Origin of the sequence: Limosilactobacillus secundus, assembly GCF_020784695.1 — a bacterium.
GTDB lineage: Bacteria > Bacillota > Bacilli > Lactobacillales > Lactobacillaceae > Limosilactobacillus > Limosilactobacillus reuteri_F.
On record NZ_JAJGUA010000024.1, the window covers coordinates 1 to 19,838 of the forward strand.

19 protein-coding genes are annotated in these 19,838 nt (G+C 38.8%); 4 read left to right on the forward strand and 15 right to left on the reverse strand.

What is annotated here, in order from left to right; all coding sequences use genetic code 11:
• Positions 1-155 precede the first annotated feature (155 nt).
• From LMB57_RS01675 to LMB57_RS01695, 5 genes are all read right to left on the reverse strand, one after another.
• Positions 156-407, reverse strand: a complete 252-nt coding sequence (locus LMB57_RS01675; RefSeq protein ID WP_229271348.1) for a GlsB/YeaQ/YmgE family stress response membrane protein — start codon at positions 405-407, stop codon at positions 156-158.
• Positions 408-409: 2 nt separating this feature from the next.
• Positions 410-592 carry a CsbD family protein gene (locus tag LMB57_RS01680; RefSeq protein WP_229271349.1) on the reverse strand — a complete coding sequence of 61 codons (183 nt, stop codon included), beginning with the start codon at positions 590-592 and terminating at the stop codon, positions 410-412.
• 221 nt (positions 593-813) lie between these two features.
• Entirely contained in the window at positions 814-1,806 is a 993-nt protein-coding gene (locus LMB57_RS01685; RefSeq protein ID WP_229271350.1) for a D-2-hydroxyacid dehydrogenase, read from the reverse strand.
• Between the two features lie 278 nt (positions 1,807-2,084).
• A complete protein-coding gene (locus LMB57_RS01690; RefSeq protein WP_229271351.1) occupies positions 2,085-4,952 on the reverse strand; it encodes a YhgE/Pip domain-containing protein in 2,868 nt (955 codons plus the stop codon).
• 36 nt (positions 4,953-4,988) lie between these two features.
• The gene (locus LMB57_RS01695; RefSeq protein ID WP_229271352.1) at positions 4,989-5,525 is read right to left on the reverse strand and encodes a TetR/AcrR family transcriptional regulator; all 537 of its coding nucleotides are present in this window, start codon (positions 5,523-5,525) and stop codon (positions 4,989-4,991) included.
• A gap of 307 nt (positions 5,526-5,832) precedes the next feature.
• Here LMB57_RS01695 and LMB57_RS01700 point away from each other — a divergent pair, with 307 nt between their 5' ends.
• Positions 5,833-6,084, forward strand: a complete 252-nt coding sequence (locus LMB57_RS01700) for a PspC domain-containing protein (RefSeq protein ID WP_229271353.1) — start codon at positions 5,833-5,835, stop codon at positions 6,082-6,084.
• Positions 6,085-6,137: 53 nt separating this feature from the next.
• On the opposite strand, the gene LMB57_RS01705 is transcribed toward LMB57_RS01700, so the two are convergent.
• Genes LMB57_RS01705 through LMB57_RS01725 form a run of 5 tightly spaced genes read right to left on the reverse strand, consistent with a single transcriptional unit; the run spans position 6,138 to position 9,002 of the window.
• The gene (locus LMB57_RS01705; protein ID WP_229271354.1) at positions 6,138-6,977 is read right to left on the reverse strand and encodes a DUF6681 family protein; all 840 of its coding nucleotides are present in this window, start codon (positions 6,975-6,977) and stop codon (positions 6,138-6,140) included.
• 18 nt (positions 6,978-6,995) lie between these two features.
• A complete protein-coding gene (locus tag LMB57_RS01710; protein WP_229271355.1) occupies positions 6,996-7,475 on the reverse strand; it encodes a hypothetical protein in 480 nt (159 codons plus the stop codon).
• Between the two features lie 59 nt (positions 7,476-7,534).
• Positions 7,535-7,972 (reverse strand): Fur family transcriptional regulator, encoded by a 438-nt coding sequence (locus tag LMB57_RS01715; protein WP_003669033.1) that lies wholly within the window; start codon positions 7,970-7,972, stop codon positions 7,535-7,537.
• A gap of 40 nt (positions 7,973-8,012) precedes the next feature.
• Positions 8,013-8,585 carry a guanylate kinase gene (locus LMB57_RS01720; RefSeq protein WP_229271356.1) on the reverse strand — a complete coding sequence of 191 codons (573 nt, stop codon included), beginning with the start codon at positions 8,583-8,585 and terminating at the stop codon, positions 8,013-8,015.
• A 6-nt stretch (positions 8,586-8,591) separates the two neighbouring features.
• A complete protein-coding gene (locus LMB57_RS01725; protein ID WP_229271357.1) occupies positions 8,592-9,002 on the reverse strand; it encodes a bis(5'-nucleosyl)-tetraphosphatase in 411 nt (136 codons plus the stop codon).
• Positions 9,003-9,130: 128 nt separating this feature from the next.
• On the opposite strand from LMB57_RS01725, the gene LMB57_RS01730 reads away from it, so the two are divergent.
• Entirely contained in the window at positions 9,131-10,522 is a 1,392-nt protein-coding gene (locus LMB57_RS01730) for an APC family permease (RefSeq protein ID WP_229271358.1), read from the forward strand.
• A 180-nt stretch (positions 10,523-10,702) separates the two neighbouring features.
• On the forward strand, positions 10,703-12,007 hold the full coding sequence (locus LMB57_RS01735; RefSeq protein ID WP_229271359.1) for an MFS transporter: 1,305 nt from the start codon (positions 10,703-10,705) through the stop codon (positions 12,005-12,007).
• A 73-nt stretch (positions 12,008-12,080) separates the two neighbouring features.
• Here the strand turns inward: LMB57_RS01735 and LMB57_RS01740 are convergent, their stop codons facing one another.
• From LMB57_RS01740 to LMB57_RS01760, 5 genes are all read right to left on the reverse strand, one after another.
• Entirely contained in the window at positions 12,081-13,376 is a 1,296-nt protein-coding gene (locus LMB57_RS01740; RefSeq protein ID WP_229271360.1) for a hypothetical protein, read from the reverse strand.
• 117 nt (positions 13,377-13,493) lie between these two features.
• Positions 13,494-14,567, reverse strand: coding sequence for an ABC transporter substrate-binding protein (locus tag LMB57_RS01745; protein WP_229271361.1), 1,074 nt, complete (start codon positions 14,565-14,567; stop codon positions 13,494-13,496).
• Positions 14,564-15,382, reverse strand: a complete 819-nt coding sequence (locus tag LMB57_RS01750) for an ABC transporter permease (RefSeq protein ID WP_229271362.1) — start codon at positions 15,380-15,382, stop codon at positions 14,564-14,566. The genes LMB57_RS01745 and LMB57_RS01750 overlap by 4 nt, the downstream gene beginning before the upstream one ends.
• Positions 15,382-16,188, reverse strand: a complete 807-nt coding sequence (locus tag LMB57_RS01755) for an ABC transporter permease (RefSeq protein ID WP_229271363.1) — start codon at positions 16,186-16,188, stop codon at positions 15,382-15,384. Before LMB57_RS01755 ends, LMB57_RS01750 begins: the two co-directional genes overlap by 1 nt.
• Entirely contained in the window at positions 16,188-17,279 is a 1,092-nt protein-coding gene (locus LMB57_RS01760) for an ABC transporter ATP-binding protein (protein ID WP_003664847.1), read from the reverse strand. The genes LMB57_RS01755 and LMB57_RS01760 overlap by 1 nt, the downstream gene beginning before the upstream one ends.
• 139 nt (positions 17,280-17,418) lie before the next feature.
• Between LMB57_RS01760 and LMB57_RS01765 the strand changes: the two genes are divergently transcribed.
• Positions 17,419-19,821, forward strand: coding sequence for a Xaa-Pro dipeptidyl-peptidase (locus LMB57_RS01765; RefSeq protein ID WP_229271364.1), 2,403 nt, complete (start codon positions 17,419-17,421; stop codon positions 19,819-19,821).
• The last annotated feature ends 17 nt before the right edge of the window (positions 19,822-19,838 follow it).

Consider the following 19,838-nt stretch of genomic DNA (forward strand, 5'->3'; position numbering starts at 1 on the left):
TAAGGCAAAAGAGGCCTTTTTATATAATTTTTATCGCCCACCCGCATAGCAGGTGGTTTTTTGTTTCGTGCACTCGCTCTGCTCGCGCACTCAACCAGGCCTAAAGACATTAATAAAAGCAGCGTCCAAAAACTGATCGCTGCTTTTTTTGTTGTTTATCTCTCTGCTCTTACTCCGAAAATCAAGGAGACGATCATTACTAAGATTACTGCCCCAATAATTGATGGAACAATTGCCATCCCAGCTACTTGCGGTCCCCATGCTCCTAATACTGCTTCACCAATTGCTGATCCTACTAATCCAGCAATAATATTACTGATAACGCCCATCGATCCACCACGATGGGTTAATGCACCAGCGGCTAAACCAATCAATCCACCAACAATTAAAACCCAAATCCAGTACATAATCATCCCTCCTTTTTATTTCCTTTTATTGACTCTTTAAGATCATTAATCTCATCTTTTACTTTCCCTTTAAGTTTCTGAAGTTTTCCTTCTCCTTCACGAGTCTTATCGTTAGTTACTTTTCCTTCAGTTTCTTTTAGTTTCCCTGCTATCTTATCTTTCATTCCGTGTTTATCGCTAGCCATTATTATCAGTCCTTCCTTATATATGGCTATCAGTGGCTGACAACATTTGGGATGTTCCTCCTTTCTAAATCGACTAGTGGTATTTGACACTTCTAAGCTTAACAGTTAGTTCATGAGAAAGCGATGTCTTTTTAATTTACTTACGCCTTCTTTAATAATTTTATTTATATCTTAAACAAAAAGAAACTCTACCGTCAAAAATTGGTAGAGTTTTTAATTAATTACATTCTAATTTCATTACGTGAATGCTTACCTTCTAGAATCGTTACCGCATCATTTAAACTAATCTCGACCATATTGCGAATAGATGTTTCAGTGAGAAACGCTACATGGGGTGTAACAAGAACATTTGGCATCGTTGCTAATCTCTTGTAATCATCTGGAATTTGATCTGGTATAACTTGCTTCCCAAAGAAAGAAGTTTCGTCAGCTAATGTGTCTAGCCCAGCACCCGCAATTTCTTTATTTTCCAATGCTGAAATTAGGTCTGCGGTATTTACCAGTTTTCCACGAGCCATGTTAATCAAGTAAGCATTATCTTTCATCATCTTAAATTGTGGTGCTGCAATCATGTTTTCGGTACTGGGTAACAACGGTGTATGCAATGATAAAATATCCGCATTCTTAATAACAGTATCGAAATCAGTATATTCAACGTATGGTTCATATTCGACATTGTACGATGGGTCATATGCAAGAACTTTTGCCCCCAATGCTTTATAAATCTGAGCAGTCGCTCCACCAATATTACCAAGACCGACAATTCCCACGGTTAAATTGTAAATTTCATTACTGATTAAATCATCGCTCCACCGAAAATCGCCATGGCTCATGCGTTGTTCAAATTCACCAATCCGTCGTAACAAATACATCGCCTGTGTGACACCCATTTCTGCAATTGCCCGTGGTGAATAAACAGGGACATTCGTTACAATAATGCCATTTGATTTACATGCATCTAAATCAAAAATATCAACACCAACCATTCGCGCAGCTAATTGTTTTATTCCCATGGCTGCTAATTGCTCATATAGTTTTTTATCCCCCAATTTAGTTGTCTGTTGCAGAGATATTCCGTCATATCCCTCAGCAAGCTTAACTGTATCAGCATTTAATGGTTCAGTAACCATCTTGACGTCATTGCCTGTCTTCTTTGCCCATGCTTCAATATAAGGCTTTTCAGCGTCACGAACGCTATATATAATTAAATTCATCAGTTTTCCCATTCCTTTCGTAAAAACTGCTTACACTAATAGCTTAGCACTCCTTCAATTAATCATCAGTATTTTAGCAATAAAGGAAAGGCGAAATAATCTCCTCGACAAGGCGGTGGGCTAAGTTTGAACGATGATTAGCACGGCACGCGCTGATTATCGTTCGTACTTAGACTCGATCCTTACGATTATTTTCCACGGCATCTTGATATTGTTCGTGAAAACAGTTGAGGCTGAGAGAAAACTTTGTTTTCTCTCAGCCTCCATATTATCTTTAATTATTGTTCACCGTTGTCTCCTTGGTTTGGGCGACGTTGTTGAAGGTGCATTCCGTCATAATCGCCTTCTGGTCCAAGCAGTTCTTGGTTATTATCCAATTCTGAGCGACCAGCATAGTGATGATGTTGTAACCAAATCATACCGACTAATAACAATGCATAGAAGACAATTGTGATTACGATCAGAACAGTGTTACAGAACATCGTGTAATGTGCTCCTAAACCACCAGAAATTGAATCACGGAGTCCTAAGATTGAGTAAGTCATCGGTAAGTACCAGTGAATTACGTTATAGAACTTCATTGTAATTTCCATTGGGAAGGTACCACCAGATCCACCTAATTGAAGCATCAAGAGAACCATGGCAAAGAATCGACCTGGGTTATCAAAGAGCATTGAGAGGAACATAACAATTGCCATTGAAGCTAACCCGAAGCATATCGTCGTCACAAAGAATGAGACTGGGTGAATAACTGTAAGTCCACAAGCCATCATAATTGCGTCTTCTGCGATTGCCATTGCCGTTACCACCAGTGATCCAACTGTTACCTTACTTGCCCACCAAGCGATTGGAGCTTTACCAAATTCAGCAACCCGACGAATTGGGTAAACAAAGTTAAATACAAGTGCCCCAACATAGATTGCTAATGATAGAACATATGGTGCTAAGGCGTGACCATAGTTTGGTACATAACTGTAATCTGTGTGCTTAAGAGCAGTTGGTTCTGCAAACATCTTGGCAGTCCGTGGTGAAGTCTTAATGCCGTTGATTTGCTTAGCACCACCTGCAAGAGATGTAGCGAGTTGAGAAGCACCAGCATTTAACCGTGCAATTCCTGAAATAAGAGCAGGCGAATTATCTTGAAGTTGTTGAGTTCCGGCAGCTAATTGATTTACACCGGCAACAAGAGCAGGAACTTGACCGTTTAGTTGACCAAGCGCCCCAGCTAATTGAGCTGCACCAGAGTTCAAGGCCCCGCTATTAGCGTTAAGCTGGGCAATTCCATTACCTAATTGACCAACACCGGCTGTATATTGACCGATTCCGCTAGCCAATTGACCAGCTCCGGCTCCAGCTTGGGCGACACCAGCTGTGTATTGACCGATTCCGCTAGCTAGTTGATTGGCTCCGGCTCCAGCTTGAGCGACACCAGCTGTGTATTGACCGATTCCTGAATTAAGCGTACCAGCCCCGGCAGCAGCACTATCAACACCATTAGTGTATTGATTTACACCACTATTAAGCGTATTTGCTCCAGAAGAAATTTGACTTGTTGCTTGTTTAAGTTGATCAACAGCACCTGGCATTTCCGCTAGGGTACCTTTATAGCCATTTAAGGTTGCTAATAATGAGTTAGCTTGACGAATAGTACCATCTGCATTATCTAACACAGCAGACATTTGCGAGAGCTGACCTAATTGTTGCTGCATGCCACTCAAGCTTCCTTGAAGGCTACTTAATTGACTAAGTGTCCCACTTAATCCTTGAATAGCAGAAACGTTAGCACTAGCCATTTTTGCAATTTGTTGAGCGGCCTGCTTAGATTGTTCACTAGCTTTATCATCGCTAAGAATTTGTTGTGCTAATCCAGCAATTTGACCATCATTAGTTGCAACACCTTTAAGCTTGTCACCAGCACCAGCAGCACCAGATAATGCTCCTGAAGCTTGTTGAAGGCTAGCAGCACTACTTTGAACACCAGCAAGAGCATTCTTGGCAGTTACCAAACCGGTCTGGAGTTGACCTAATCCCTGCTGAAGATTTTGTGCTTGGTCCATGGCCCCCATAATGCCGTTAAAGTTAATGTTTCCTAATTGACTGTTAACGGTTGAATTCAACTGATTAGCACCTGATGCTAATTGACCTGAACCGTCTCTTAAGTTAGCAGAATTACCACTTAACGTATTCAAACCATCGCTTAATTTATTAGCACCTGAACTCAAGGTACCAGAGTTAGCCATTAAAGTATTTAACCCAGCATTCAACTGACTAGCACCAGAATTTAACGCACCAGAGTTAGCCATCAAAGTGCTTAATCCACTGCTCAACTGGTTAGCACCGGAATTTAGCGCACCAGAATTAGCCATTAACTGACCAACCCCATTGCCAAGGAGACTAACGCCACCAGTATATTGCATGATACCATTTGCTAAGGTTTGGCTCCCGGTAGCAAGTTGTTGAGCACCAGAAGCTAATGGCGCAACACTAACACGCAAGGTTTGAACCCCGTTATTTACTTGGGAAACCCCTGCAACATAACGATTTACACCATCACTTAAGGTCACCATTCCGGTACCAATTTGTTGAGCACCATCAGCGGCTTTGTTCATCCCTTTACCTACAACATGTAATTGCTTAAACATTACCGTTGCGTAAGCGTTAGTAACCTGGGCACGAATTTTTTCGTTTAGCCGTGTCATCCCGGTTTGGACAATTACCTGTCCAATATAGTTTAAGGAACCATTAGTTTGGTAATGTAACTTCATAGTCTTGGGATGCTTTTGTAGAACAGTCGTTGCATTTTCAGAAAAATCTTTAGGAATCGTAACAATAGCATAATACTTACGATGACTCATACCATACTTTGCTTCTTTAGCTGATACAAATTCCCATTTTAATTGGTGATTTTTCTTCAATTCATTAACCGTCTGTTTTCCGACATCCATTTTCCGGCCTTGATACTCAACCGGAATGTCCTTATTTACAACCGCAACCGGTAAGTTTCGTGTACTTCCATACGGGTCCCATACTGATTTCAAGAAGAAAATACTATATAGGAAAGGTATGAAGCAAATAACCGTTACTGATAAAAGCAGTAAACGGTTATGAATAATATGACGAAATTCGCCTTTAATCATGCTCCACATTTAATACTTCACCTCAAAATTTATCCTCTCATAATTTTAGTTTGTTAGTGATTTGGTAGCTGCTCTTGCAAACTTAATAACGTCCTCAGTTGGTACGTCATAATTATTACGCTGCCACCAGTAAAAAGTCCCGATAATAGCTCCACTCAATACATAAGCAAGCATCTCAGGATTATCAGACTTTTTTAGCGCCGTTACAATTGGATCATTAGTCTCAAGATCACACCGCTCTAAAAGAACCTGACTTAAAATATTTAAAATTTCGGTATACAAAGAGCTGCGTGCACTATTAGGTGCTAAATGACGGATAACATCCTTATTTTTATCAATGTATGATAATAATTGCTTTATAATGTCATCTTCAGAATCTGTATTTTCCGTCAATTTATTAATTTGCGCATTTAACGTTTGTTCTAAGAGGTCGTATTTATCACTAAAATAGCGATAAAAACTACTCCGATGCATTAATGCTTCTTTACAAATTTGATCAATAGTCAAACTTTCAAAAGAATTTTTCTCTAATAACGTTAGCAATGCATTTTCAAAGTCACGAATAGTTCTCGTAACACGCATACCTCTTCCCTCCCTAAACAATACAAATTTAACATGATTATTCTAACTTGTTGCAATTTAGTACAACAGGGGTAATTGAAGATAATTATTTCAAAATGCGACAAAAATAAACATTCGTTCACAAAAAGACTTTTGTTTGTATCTTAATCAAACGAAAACTATAATATGCTCCTAGATTTAAATGGTCAAGCACGTCCGTAGCAAATTTATCTATCTTTTATAAGTAATCATTCATTAACTTTCTAAATCTCTTCTCTAAAATACGGTATAATAAAGGTATTAAAGCTATGTGATTGGAGGCTTCATAATGGCAACAACTAAAAAACATTTAACTAAATCCAAAAACAAAGTATTTCTTGGTGTCTTTGGAGGTATCGCCAACTATTTTGGTCTTGATAAAACCCTCGTGCGGGTAATCGGAATTCTTATTTTCGTCTTTACCGGATTTTTCCCGCTCGGAGTCTTCTACCTCTTAGCTGCCCTCGTAATGCCTGAATATAATGATAATAAGACAAATAATGATGACAATATCGTCGACGGTGAATTCAGAGAAAAATAATGTTGATTGCAGCAAAAAAGCTGAGGTTGGGAGAAATTCCAATCTCAGCTTTTTTAAGCATTATTTCGTTGTTTATAAGCTACTTGAACTTGTAGTCCATAATCTTCTTCCGTTAAAATTGTTGAGCCGCTTCGCCCAGCAATCTTGTTCGGCCCCCCAGTAACAGCTACTGCCGCAAGATATAATTGATATTTATCATGGGCAGTATGGACATCAGTTAGGCCGATTTTGGTAATATGACCAACCGGGCGTCGTTCCATTTGGTTCATTCCGATATAGATCTCAAGACGGTGTCGCAACTCATCATGAACTAATTCAAAGTATGGCGGAACAGACTGTGAGTTCAAAGCTGTAACTGGTTTTTCAGTTGCCTGATATTGTTCAACGATTTCTTTTTCACTCAAACCATCATAGCCATTAACAAATACACCTTCCATTAATAGTTGGTCAACAACACGTTGTAAATTATGTTGTTCATATTCATCAATCGCTACTGTTGCTGGAATCGTATCGGCATTAGCAAACAAGCCATTTGATCGGTTTGCCAATTCTGCTGCTAGCCGTTGTTGTGCATCAAGCGGCATCTTTGGCTTACCATCTTCAAATTTTTGACCAGTAATCTTTGCGAGACGAGGTGAAATAAAATCAAATTGCGAAGTCTTTTCAAGAAAGTAAAAGACGAAATTAAGATAGATAAAATATGTTAATCCAATTACTGCTAAGCAATACAACACTGCCCGTAGCCAAACATGGTTCATAAAGAGTCGGGAAGTAACATAAACTAAATAAATATCGCCTAGTGAAGCAATGATGATATAAATACGACTCTTTAACTTTACGTCAAGGTTAAAGTAACTCAATGACGAGTTAATCATATCAAGAAAACTAAACATTAATAACCCGCCTCCTTATTATTCAGTTGTAGTTGTTCCGGTAGTACTACCACCAGTCGTGTTTTGTGTTGTTGTATTATTGTTCGTTGTCGTACCAGCCGATTGTGAGGTACTGTTTCGATTAGAACTCGTACTTTCATTTGTATTTGTTGATCGATTTGTCGATGTTTCTGTGCCAGTGTTTCCTGCTGACCGTGTAGTTTGATTAGTATCCCCAGTATCATCCGCTGTATTGTTGCTATTACTTGTCCGGGTAGTTGATGAGCTACTTGCACTTTCATCATTATCATCATCACGATCGCTTTGTGAATTCCGACTTGATTGATTGCTTTCGTCATCACCCGATTGCTGAAATTGGCGACTTGTTGATACTGATGTTACTTTTGCACCCTCAGAAGTATGCGTTGCCTTATTAACCACTACATTGGTGGCACCCAACGCAAGTACCAATGATACAAGTGCAAAAGGGGTTACTAATGGCGGTATCTTTGCTCCCATGTCTCATTCTCCTTTTCCAGAGTATATAATACACGAAAACTGGCCCAATAAATATAAATTTATTGTAAAGATTTTTTCTGGCATTGGGCACATATTCCGTGCAATTCAAACCGATGCCCAGTGATTTTAACTCCTGGCAACTGCTTCTCAAAGAATTTCTTATCAATTGGTGGCATTTGAATCTCTTGAACTCGTCCACAAATATCACAAATAAAATGATGGTGATGGGTAAAATCACATGAATATTTAACCTGCATCTGATCATGATGTTGACGCAATTCGACAATACCCAATTTCTCAAATTCTTTAAAATTTCGATAAATAGTATCGTGACTTAATCCAGGGAATTGTTCTCGAAGATATTGGTCAATTTCTACAATATTAAAGTAACGATCAGGATGCCGCGCAACTGATTCAATCATCATTTTACGTTGCTTAGTCCACCGCAAATGATGGTCTTTAATAATAGTCTGTGCTTGATCAATTAATTTCTCCAATATTTTTCCCTCCCGATTAGAGATGATATTGTAACATATTTTAGTTCTTTTTGGATAATATCTGCCTAACAATTATATCTATTTGTTGTTTAGTATTTTTCCATTGGTCATTAACTACGACATGCGCAATTCCTTTTAAAGCCGCTGGTAGTACAAGATCACGGTGATACTCTTTGCTATGTAAACGAGAACGAATCGCACTCAATTTATCGCCGCGTAGTGTCATTCGCTTAGCTAAAGAAGCCATATGAGTAACGGTCAAGAAAATAATTACTGCTTGAGCACCAAGTTGTTGATGGTAAGTGACCGCACCAGCTGTATCAAGGACAATTACATCATTTTTTCCTTGTTTCCATCCTTCTTCTAAGCCTTCTAATGAAGAACCATATTGAAATTGATCATAAGTTACTTGTTCAAGTAAATGAAGTTTTTTTAGAGAAGTCGGGTTTTCAAAATGATAGTCTACCCCATCTTGTTCCCCTGGACGTGGCCGTCGCGTTGTATGGGTGATTACCCGGTGCATATCATAATGCTTTTGAAGATAGCTAGCGACAGTTGTTTTGCCCGCTCCAGCTGCTCCTGTCACGATAAACACATACTTATTATTTTTCATAATTATTTATTTTAAATGATCGTTAACTTGATCTAACAATTCTTTTAAATTCTCATAGGTTAAACGTTCACGAGCATCTTGATAATTGAACCATCCACAATTCTTAATCTCTTCTGCTTGCAAGTGAATCTCTTCCTTATTATCTAACTCGGCAGTATAAAGGGTCATTTGCTTATGATTGCCATTTGGTAAGTCGTATTCTGTATATACCTTAAAACTTGTATCAATTAGTAATTCTAATTGTGTTTCTTCCTTAATTTCACGAATTGCAGTTTCCTCCAATGATTCATTGCCTTCAACGTGACCTTTGGGGAAGCCCCAAAAGTGTCCTTTATTTTGACTTTCTAAGAGTAAATACTCAATTCCATTTTCGCCTTGACGATATACAACTGCTCCACTAGTAACTTCAATTGCCATTTTTATCCCTCTTTTGTAATTAAATTTTTCTAATTTACTTTTAATATTAACTAAGGTATCATTATTAATTATAAACGTGACGAACCATTTCGGCACGTAAAATTTATTATAGCAAAGGTGGGTTAAAGATGAGCTTAAACATTATGCGAAAAGAAAGTCTTGATCGGTATCTTGGTGAAGACAAGCTTTTCGTTAAATCAATGAATGCTCGTGATCTCATGGCAATTGGGATCGGTACTGTTATTGGTACCGGGATTTTCATTCTCCCTGGAACAATTGCCGCAAATTCAGCTGGACCAGGAGTGTCATTGTCATTTCTGTTTTCAGCGATTGTCTGTGCGCTAGCTGCAATGTGTTATGCTGAGTTTGCTTCTGCATTACCAGTTGCTGGGAGTGCTTACTCGTACGGAAATGTAGTGTTTGGTGAATTCCTTGGCTGGTTGCTTGGATGGGCATTAGTGCTTGAATACATGTTAGCTGTTGCATCTGTTTCTACAGGTTGGGCAGCCTACTTCAATACATTACTTGAAGGATTTGGTGTTCATCTTCCTAAAGCACTTTCAGGTCCATTCGATCCAGCCCATGGTACCTACATAAATATCGTGGCGGTTGTAATTGTTCTTTTAATTACAATAATGCTTGCACGGGGGATGCAATCTTCACTGCGCATCAACAACATTGCTGTTTTCCTTAAAATTGCAATTATCTTAATCTTTATTATTGTTGGTTTCTTCTTTATTAAGCCCCAAAATTACCATCCCTTCCTTCCATACCACATGAAGGGTGTGATTCACGGGGCAACGATTGGTTTCTTTGCTTACCTTGGATTCGACTGTGTTTCTAGTTCAGCCGCCGAAGTTAAGAATCCTAAACGAAATATGCCTCTAGGAATTATTGGGACACTTGCTGTTGCAACAATCTTATATACCGGTGTTGCCATCGTTCTAACAGGAATGGTTAAGTATACCAAACTTGATGTTGCTAATCCGGTGGCATTCGCCTTACAGATGGTTCATCAAGACTGGTTGGCAGAATTATTGTCAATCGGGGCTTTGATCGGAATGTTCACAATGATGGTTTCAATGATCTACTCTAGTTCTCGTTTGATCTATGCAATTGGTCGTGATGGTTTACTTCCTTCATTCTTAGGAAAGCTTGATAAAAAGAGTCACTCGCCACAGATAGCATTATGGATTGTTGCTATCATTATTGCGATCATGGGCGGTCTTGTTTCCCTTGATCAACTTACAAGTTTGGTTAACATTGGGACATTATTTGCTTTCATGCTTGTTTCATTTGGGATTATTCCCCTGCGTAAGCGAAAAGATATTGGTAATCGTGGAGGCTTTAAAGTTCCCCTCTACCCTGTTCTTCCAATTCTTTCTGGCCTTGCCTGCCTTGGCATGATGACCCAGCTACAAAAAGAAACGTACATTGGAGCAGCAATTTGGTTTGGGATCGGAATTGTCATCTACTTCACTTACGGCTACTGGCACAGTAAGTTAGCAGATAAGAATTAATAGCAAAAATTTAAAAGTTACGTCGAGAGTGGAAGGTGATTTTCTACTCTCTTTTTCATTTAAGATAGCAATTTGCATTAAATACCATTTTTTTGATAAGGTAGTACTACTTACTTTTTTCATTTACAAGGAGGAATCAATTAGTTAGGCTAATATTTGATCACATACGCCTAATTTTTTATGGAATATACAAAGAAGAATTACAAAAAAGCACCTTTATCATCAATTCACTTTCGAATATATTTTGCCCTCGCTCTTGGACAAATTGCTTGTGGTTTTGCGCTTGGAATTAGTGGAACCGCCCTTTCCCAAGCAACTGATTATATCAATATTACCGACTTTTGGGTTGGCCTAATTGGTGCTGGGAGTTTAATTGGACTTGCTGGGAGTGTTTTAATGGGTAAAATCGCTGATCAATTTGGTCGGCGAAGAATGTTGATGCTCGATATGTATCTTTTTTCTATATTTTCTTTTTTGCAATTAATAACAACGAATCTTTTTATCCTGCTTGTCTTACGAATTTTAATCGGGTTAATGATTGCAATTGATTATACTGTTGGAAATGCTCTCTTGGTAGAATGGTTACCAGCAAAAGAAAGCGGACGTTTCCAAAGCCAACTAATCATTTATTGGACAATCGGTTTTATTACTTCATATATCGCGGGAATTTTAATAACTGGTTTTGGTCCTCACAATTGGCAAGTCATTCTTGCATCAAGTGTCGTTCCAGGACTGATTGCTGCCATTTATCGGTCAATCTTCCGTATTCCTGCATCCCCAAGCTGGTTAGCAAGTCAAGGGAAAAATAAAACTGCTCAAAAACTAATTCAAAAACATCTCGGTAAAAAATGGGGATTATCATTAAAACAAATTCGTAGTAAAAAGCCAAAAGATGTCTCTCTTAAAACCCTCTTCAGTCCCCCTTATCGCCGAAAAACCATTGTTGGTGGCCTATTCTATGCTTGTCAGGCATTTTCATTTTTCGGTATCAGTATTTTCTTGCCAATTCTCCTGAAAAGTATGAACCTTGGCAATGACAACCTCTCTGGGATTATCTATAATAGTTGCATCCTTATCGGCGTAATTTTCGGTAGTTTAATCTTCAAGATTCTTAGTAGACGGATGTTTTTAGTAGGAACATTTTTCCTTTCAGCAGTAGCACTAATCATATTGATGATTAGCAATAACTTTTCACCTTTCTTTCAAATTAGCATTTTTGCTATTTTTGCGATAGTCTTATCGTCAGGACTTGTCCTTGATTATCCATATCCAACAGAATTATTTGATATTAAGGTTCGAGCTAGTGGAGTTGGTACTTGTATCACCATCAGTCGTTTTGGAGCTGCTAGCGGAACATTCTTATTACCAATCTTAACTCACCTTGGCGGGGCAATTCTCGCAATGCTAGTTTGTACTTTTGTTTTACTGATAGGTGGTACTATCTGTCTTTTATGGGCGCCTGAAACTTCACCAAAATACATTTAACATTAATAGAATGGCCGGGAAAAATTCAAATTTTTCACCGACCATTTTTAGTTTTATACATCGACACAATAGATCAATCACTTTTACCAAATAAATACTTACGATCATGATAAATCACAAAAATACCAGTAATAACAAATAAAGTAATCATGCTAACCCGCAAATAAAACATCTCACGACTATATTGCAGTTCCTGTTGGTGATCGATATATGGAATAAGGAGCGCACTCTTATTATTAAGCTTAAAATATGAAATTAATTCCAAAACACCAAACAAAATAATTTGATTACAAAGCGAACCAAATACGGATAGTTTTTGGTCAATGCTACTATATTTATCGGGAACTTGTTCTCGTGCCCACTTCCCTAATAAGATGGCACAAAAGACTGTTATAGCTGTCCCAAGTAAATATAGGTAATCGGTATACGTTAAGAATAAACCAAGGGTAAGACAGATAAGGGTAGTTTTATAACAAGCATTTAATGGTATCTTTTGCAATTTACCACTCAATGCACCCACTAACATTCCTGAAAGCATCAATTCGATAAAAACAATAAAAATCCAATAAGCTTTATTCTGTTGAAAAGCAAATAGTAAAGTATAGATAATGACATAATTTTTGATCGCCCCGAGCCAAATACGAAATAGCTTAAAAGGTTGCCCAAGAATATTTCGTAGTTCAAGAATAATTCCAATAATTGCTAGCACGATTAGGACCCAACTAAAATCAGAAATTCGTCCCGTCTTCTTAAAAAAACTAATAATAAAAACAACTGTAAGCACAGCGATGGCAGGAAAAGCAGTTCTCAAATTAAAAGAGAATCTTAAATCCAGCGGTGTCTTATCTCGCTTAACAACAACGTAAGCATAAATAACTTCAAGTCCCAGAAAAAAGGTATAAAAAACAAAACCAACAACTAGTGGCAACTTCAACAGCAAAATTCCGAGGGCAATCAGTCCAATAATTACACTAAAGCCCGCGATAACATTTACTCGCTTCAAATCAATCCCAGAAATTTCCTTATTAGGATCACCTAGTAATTTTAATCCCGTCACGCCAAAACCGATCAAGATTGCCGCCAAGCTAGCAAGCCACTCAAAGCGAAAATAAATTCCAATAGAAGCAAGGATTCCTCCAATAAAAGCGACAATTGAACAAAACTTAGTAACACCTGACCAAGAAGCTAAATTTAAACGGCCATCGAGAATAAAGGGCATTACTTTTTCAACAGAGTAAACAAAAATGAACGGCCAAACAAATGTAATTATATTTGCATGGGCAATGATAGAGAATGCAAATAGCAACGTTGGAAATAGAATATAGCTTCGGGCAACAAATTCATGGTTAATTGCTAAAATTTTCTTCATAATCAAACTCCGATCACTTTACCTTTTATTTTTAGTAAACCACATCCCCGCGTAAAAGAAAAAGAATCGGACTCCTAACATTATTTTTAATGCTAGAAGTTCGATTCTTTTTTATAACTATTTAGCAAACATCTTAAATTCTAAAAACAAATCATTGTATTCGCCTAAAACACGTAATGGCAAATCACGATATACTTGCAAATGCTTCATCGTTGTTTCAGGAGGGTAGAAAGCTTTGTTATTAGTAACTTTCTTAGGTAATTCTTTTTTAGCCGCTTTATTTGGTGTCGCGTATCCAACATATTGAGCATTTTGCGCTGCATTTTGGGGATCTAACATAAAGTTAATAAATTCGTAAGCCGCCTTTTTATTACGCGCTACTTTCGGAATTACCATGTTATCAAACCATATATTGCTTCCTTCGCTTGGTACAACATAGTGAAGGTGCGGATTAATATTCATCATTTCGCGCGCATCACCAGAATAGGTCACACCCACGGCTGCTTCATTTTGCTCCATATACATCTTCATCTCATCAGCAATAATCGCTTTTACATTGGGCGTCAGCTGTTTTAAATGATCCTGCGCAAGCTTTAATTGATGATAATTAGTGGTATTAACAGAATGATGCTGAGTAATAAGGGCAACCGCAAACACATCCCGTGCACTATCAATTAGCATAACATTATTTTTTAAATGCGGATTCCAAAGTTGTTCCCAATGTTGGACGTCTTTACCATTTACTTTTTGGTCATTGTAGATAATCCCTAACGTTCCCCAAAAATATGGGACAGAATAACGATTATCGGGGTCAAAAGAACGATTTAAAAATTGCGAATCAATATACTTAAGGTTAGGTAATTTACGATGGTTAAGGGGAGCGATTAGATGCTCCTTTTTCATCCGTTGGACAGTGTATTCACTTGGCACAACAACATCATAATTAGTTCCCCCTTGCCGAATCTTAGTTAACATTGATTCGTTGCTATCAAAGGTTTCATAATCAACATGATAGCCAGTTTGATGTTCAAATTTCGTTATCAATGCTGGATCAATATAGTCTCCCCAATTGTAAATTGTCAGTGTTTGTTTACCACCACCAGTTTTTTGTTGGTTAAAAGCGATGTCCCCAAGCGCTAACAGGATACAAATAACGACAATTGCGAGGAATGCAGTAAATATCTTTTTCATTGAGCATCCCCCTCTTTAACAGCCACAATCCGTGTTCGTCGACCGCCACGTTTACTAATAAGGTAATAGCCAATTACTAACAGAAGTGAAACAATAAACATTAACGTAGAGAGAGCATTGATTTCAAGATTGATTCCTTGACGTGCCCGCGAATATATTTCCACCGATAACGTTGAGAAACCATTTCCAGTAACAAAGAAGGTCACAGCAAAGTCATCAAGGGAATACGTAAAAGCCATAAAATAGCCCGCAAAAATACCAGGAGTAATTGACGGAAGGATTACCCGGGAAAGAACTTGCCAGCGACTGGCCCCTAAATCATAGGCAGCATCTACTAATGTTGGGGACATTTCATTTAATTTCGGCAAAACCATTAAAACGACAATCGGAATACAAAAAGCAATATGGCTTAAGAGGACTGATATAAAGCCTAGTCTCACTCCCAGCATGGTGAAAAAGATTAAAAAGCTTGCCCCAATAATTACATCGGGCGAAACCATTAAAACATTATTCAAGGATAACAAACTATTCTTCCATGGGCGCCGTGCATCCTTAATTGCTAAGGCCCCTAATGTACCGATAATCGTTGCTAGTAATGACGCCAAAAATGCTACTAACAAGGTATTGATAACAATGGTAATCATTCGCGTATCCGCAAGTAAATCCGCATAGTGTTGCCAAGAAAAGCCATGATATTTTTCCATTGTTTGACCACTGCTAAAGGAAAAAACAACTAGATATAAAATTGGCGCATATAAAATCACAAAAACTAACGCAAGGTATGCTTTTCCCCATGACCATCGCTGCTTTTTCATTAATGGCGTCCTCCTTTCTGTTTCTTATCGCCAGTCATAAACATAATAATAAACATTGCAATAATCAAAACGACCCCAATCGTTGAACCCATTCCCCAATTTTGCGTTGTGAGGAAATGTTCTTCAATTGCAGTCCCTAAAGTAATTACGCGATTTCCACCAATCAAGCGTGTAATCATAAAGAGAGAGAGAGAGGGAATGAAGACCGCCTGAATTCCTGCTTTTACGCCTGGCATCGAAAGAGGCCAAATCACACGACGAAAGGTTTGCCAATGGGTAGCACCCAAGTCATAGCTAGCATTTATTAGTGACGAGTTAATTTCAGCCAGGTTATTGAAAATCGGCAAAACCATAAACGGAATTTCAATATAAGCAGCCACAAACATAAAACTAGCATCCGTGAACAAAAGCTGATGGCTCCCAAGTCCCATAAACTGGAGGAAACCGTTAATTGTTCCGGTTCGACTAAACAAACCAATAAACGCATAAGTCTTTAATAATAAGTTGATCCATGTTGGCAAAATCACTAATAACAACCAAAACTGCTTGTTAGGCAATCTATTTAAAACATAGGCAGTGGGATAACTAATCACTAATGTCACAAGCGTAATCAAAAAGGCATACCAGACAGAATTAAGCGTCATCTTAAGATAAACACCCGCTGTCAAGTATTCAGCATAGTTATTAAGGGTTAGCTGACCATTGATATTAAAAAATGATTGATAAAGGATCAACACCAATGGAGCAATTACAAATAGGATAATCCACAATGCATATGGGACGATAAACATCGCTTTTTGCCGCATTAGTCCCCCTCCTCGTAGCTATCAAGGCGTGCATCAAAATCTTCTTCACTTTCGTTATACCGCATAACGTGAATATCTTCGGGGTCAAATGTAATCCCTACTTTAGCCCCAACCTTTGTTTTATGAATGGAATTGATTTTCCACTTATGATTACGTTGGTCAATCACCGTAATTTGATAATCAACGCCACGGAAAAGCTGGGTTTCAACAGTACCGACTAATTTTCCTTTTTCAACCGTCGTAATGTCAAGGTCTTCTGGTCGGATGACAACTTCAACCTTTTCGTTTGGTTTCATCCCCGCATCCACACAATCAAAGTCTTGGCCATTGATTGAAACTACATAGTCTTTTTTCATAATGCCTGGGACAATATTGCTTTCGCCAATAAAATCAGCCACAAAATGGTTAAGCGGTTCATCGTAAATATCAACGGGAGTCCCACTCTGCTGAATCTTACCATCATTAATAATCATAATCTGGTCACTCATGGCTAATGCTTCTTCTTGGTCATGGGTAACAAAGATAAATGTAATCCCCAACCGCCGTTGCAATTGCCGCAATTCAGTCTGCATTTGAACCCGTAATTTATGGTCCAACGCAGACAAAGCTTCATCCAATAATAGTACTTTCGGCTTATTAACGATTGCCCGCGCAATGGCAACTCGCTGTCTTTGCCCACCAGACATGGCCGTAATTTCACGATCATCATAGCCATCTAATTGAACCAAGTGCAAAGCTTCTTTTACGCGTTGTTTAATTTCTGCTTTTTTGACACCTTTAATTTGTAATCCAAAGGCAACATTTTCTGCTACATTCATATGAGGGAAAAGTGCGTAATCTTGAAAGACGGTATTGACTTGCCGTTGATTGGCTGGAATATCATTGATTTGCTTCCCATCAAAATAAATTTTTCCACTACTAGGATGATCAAAACCAGCAATTAAGCGTAAAATTGTTGTCTTTCCTGATCCCGATGGTCCTAATAAGGTATAAAATTTCCCGGCCTCAATTTCAAAGCTTATATCACGCAACACAACGTTATCATCATACTGTTTGCTTACATGCTGAAATTCCATTATGTTTTTTACCATCAGCGTTTCCCCAATCATCATTTTTTAAACTAAGTCTTAGTATAAAGTATACGCCTTAAATCGCAACACTGTTTATCCTAAGCAAATTATTATAAAAGTGCGATAATTAATATATCAAATTTTATACGAGGTGTTCCAGATGAAAATCAATCAATTTAGTATTACTTCAACTACACCACAAGCACGGCGCCAAGAATTAATGCGGATTCACTTGCTTCGGAAAAATGAAGAACAAACTTTGACACCAAACGCAATGTTTGAAACTTTCTTAGCACGCATTCATATGGCAAGTGCCCAGCCGATTGTCACTAAACAGTGGTTTCATGACCTATTAGCTACTCCTGACCTTGCTCTTGATGATTGGTTTGACCAGAATCAAACATTAACCGATGAAGTATTTTACCTCGTCGCCCTCCAACTACTCGATTTTGAGGCCGCAGTTGATTTTGATATTACAGATCCCCTTGCTACAGTTAAGAAAATTGGCTTGCCTGTCGAAGCACATCAAAAATGGACAACTGCAAACGTTATCGATGCTTTTTACCTGCTTTTAAATACTCACAACAAAAACGGTCAATCGCTTATTGATCATTTAACAGCAGAGGGCTTTATGGCTTGGAGTTACCAACTTCCAGCAGAACAAAAGCCGCTCTTTTTCAACGGAAAGCCACTTGCTAGTTTTGATCCTGCTAAATTCATTCGTGAGGTTGTTTACATTGAGACGGATATGGATACCGATTTCGATGGTAAAGCAGATTTAGTTAAAGCAGAAATTATGCGACCAATTGAATCGGACCATGGCTTAAACGTTCCTGTTGTCTTTACTGCCAGCCCTTATAATCAAGGGACAAACGACGAATGGGGCGAAAAAGCAACGCATAACGTCAATATTCCTTTGAAACATAAGGATCCTGATCATCAGACCCCGACTGAAGAAACATTCCCAACTGATTTTTCACGACAAAAAGTTACTGGGGAAAGCCGCCAAGCGACCGAGACGTTTAGTACTACGCCAGCATACACGCTAAATAATTACCTCGCTGTTCGTGGTTATGCGGTTGTTTATTCAGCCGGAATTGGAACCAAAGATTCGGATGGCCTGCAAACGTGTGGTTCTCCAGAACAGACTGATGCGATGAAGGCTGTTGTCGAGTGGCTTCATGGTGATCGGCAAGCCTTTACTGACCGTCATAGCGGGACCACAACCAAGGCGGCCTGGTGTAATGGTAAAGTTGCAATGACAGGGCGCTCATATCTCGGCACTCTAGCCACCGCTGTCGCAACCACTGGTGTACCAGGTCTCGAAGCAATTATTAGTGAAGCTGCCATTTCCAGTTGGTATGACTATTACCGGGAAAATGGTCTCGTCCGGGCACCAGGCGGCTTTCAAGGGGAGGATGCAGACGTTTTAGCTGATGAAACATTTAGCCGGACCAAACGACCCGCAGATTATCGCCGCATAGAAAAAGTTAATGATCGATATATTGCCAAAATGCAAGAAGCAATGGATCGGGCAAGCGGAAACTACAATGAGTTCTGGGATCACCGTAATTATCGGCACAACCTCGAAAACATCAAAGCTGCTGTAATGATGGTTCACGGGCTCAATGATACTAATGTACGTCCTAGCAACGTTAAAGCACTTTATGATGGTATTCAGCACCTTCCGATTACTAGTAAACTCATCCTTCACCAAGGACAACATATTTATATCAATGCCTTTCGTTCATTAGATTTCTCTGACATGGTTAATCTCTGGCTTGCTAATAAGCTCTGGGGACAAGAAAATCAAGCCGATGATACTTTGCCAAGTGTTCTCGTACAAGACAATAGCACCCCTGAAACTTGGACCGCATATGATCAATGGACTGCGGGCGAACAGAAACAGTACCAATTTAACGACCGCCGCCTAACGAATTTGCCTGGGTTAGGAACTCAAAGCTTTAATGACCAGCAACCAGAAGAAAAGTACCTCCAATGGTGTAAACACCCCCAAGCATGGGCAAAGGCACTCGTTAATGATAACGGTCAATTTAGCCGGCGCTTTGTAACTGCTGTATTTAATGATGATACACTTCTCCGCGGAACTCCTACTGTCACATTAAAAGTAGCTTCTTCGAAAAATTATGGAATGATTAGCGCTCGGCTTGTTGACCTTGGCAGCAGTAAACGCCTGACAATGTCACCTGTTCTTTTTAATCGCGACGGCCTTGAGTTAGGTTATCATTGGAAGACAGATGATCTTCGTGAATTCAAATTGGAAAAAGAACCAACTACTTATAAAGTAATTTCAAGCGGGCACATCAATTTACAAAATCGAAATAATCCCGCCCAAGTTGAAGAATTACTGGCGAACCAATTTGTCACCGTTAAATTTGATCTCCAGCCAATCTTCCACCGGATTGTAGCTGGTCATCAACTTGGAATCATCATCTATAGTACTGATTATGAATACACTCTACGTGGCAACGAACGGATTGAATATCAATTGGAGCTGAGCAACTGCCATCTAAGTATTCCAGGGGTTACTATTTTGAACTAAATGCTCACTAAAAAGAC

Excerpts from the sequence above, each read along its gene's own strand:
- LMB57_RS01675 (WP_229271348.1), bottom strand. The coding sequence starts at position 407 with ATGTACTGGATTTGGGTTTTAATTGTTGGTGGATTGATTGGTTTAGCC.
- LMB57_RS01680 (WP_229271349.1), bottom strand. The coding sequence starts at position 592 with ATGGCTAGCGATAAACACGGAATGAAAGATAAGATAGCAGGGAAACTA.
- LMB57_RS01685 (WP_229271350.1), bottom strand. The coding sequence starts at position 1,806 with ATGAATTTAATTATATATAGCGTTCGTGACGCTGAAAAGCCTTATATT.
- LMB57_RS01690 (WP_229271351.1), bottom strand. The coding sequence starts at position 4,952 with ATGTGGAGCATGATTAAAGGCGAATTTCGTCATATTATTCATAACCGT.
- LMB57_RS01695 (WP_229271352.1), bottom strand. The coding sequence starts at position 5,525 with ATGCGTGTTACGAGAACTATTCGTGACTTTGAAAATGCATTGCTAACG.
- LMB57_RS01700 (WP_229271353.1), top strand. The coding sequence starts at position 5,833 with ATGGCAACAACTAAAAAACATTTAACTAAATCCAAAAACAAAGTATTT.
- LMB57_RS01705 (WP_229271354.1), bottom strand. The coding sequence starts at position 6,977 with ATGTTTAGTTTTCTTGATATGATTAACTCGTCATTGAGTTACTTTAAC.
- LMB57_RS01710 (WP_229271355.1), bottom strand. The coding sequence starts at position 7,475 with ATGGGAGCAAAGATACCGCCATTAGTAACCCCTTTTGCACTTGTATCA.
- LMB57_RS01720 (WP_229271356.1), bottom strand. The coding sequence starts at position 8,585 with ATGAAAAATAATAAGTATGTGTTTATCGTGACAGGAGCAGCTGGAGCG.
- LMB57_RS01725 (WP_229271357.1), bottom strand. The coding sequence starts at position 9,002 with ATGGCAATTGAAGTTACTAGTGGAGCAGTTGTATATCGTCAAGGCGAA.
- LMB57_RS01730 (WP_229271358.1), top strand. The coding sequence starts at position 9,131 with ATGAGCTTAAACATTATGCGAAAAGAAAGTCTTGATCGGTATCTTGGT.
- LMB57_RS01735 (WP_229271359.1), top strand. The coding sequence starts at position 10,703 with ATGGAATATACAAAGAAGAATTACAAAAAAGCACCTTTATCATCAATT.
- LMB57_RS01740 (WP_229271360.1), bottom strand. The coding sequence starts at position 13,376 with ATGAAGAAAATTTTAGCAATTAACCATGAATTTGTTGCCCGAAGCTAT.
- LMB57_RS01745 (WP_229271361.1), bottom strand. The coding sequence starts at position 14,567 with ATGAAAAAGATATTTACTGCATTCCTCGCAATTGTCGTTATTTGTATC.
- LMB57_RS01750 (WP_229271362.1), bottom strand. The coding sequence starts at position 15,382 with ATGAAAAAGCAGCGATGGTCATGGGGAAAAGCATACCTTGCGTTAGTT.
- LMB57_RS01755 (WP_229271363.1), bottom strand. The coding sequence starts at position 16,188 with ATGCGGCAAAAAGCGATGTTTATCGTCCCATATGCATTGTGGATTATC.
- LMB57_RS01760 (WP_003664847.1), bottom strand. The coding sequence starts at position 17,279 with ATGGTAAAAAACATAATGGAATTTCAGCATGTAAGCAAACAGTATGAT.
- LMB57_RS01765 (WP_229271364.1), top strand. The coding sequence starts at position 17,419 with ATGAAAATCAATCAATTTAGTATTACTTCAACTACACCACAAGCACGG.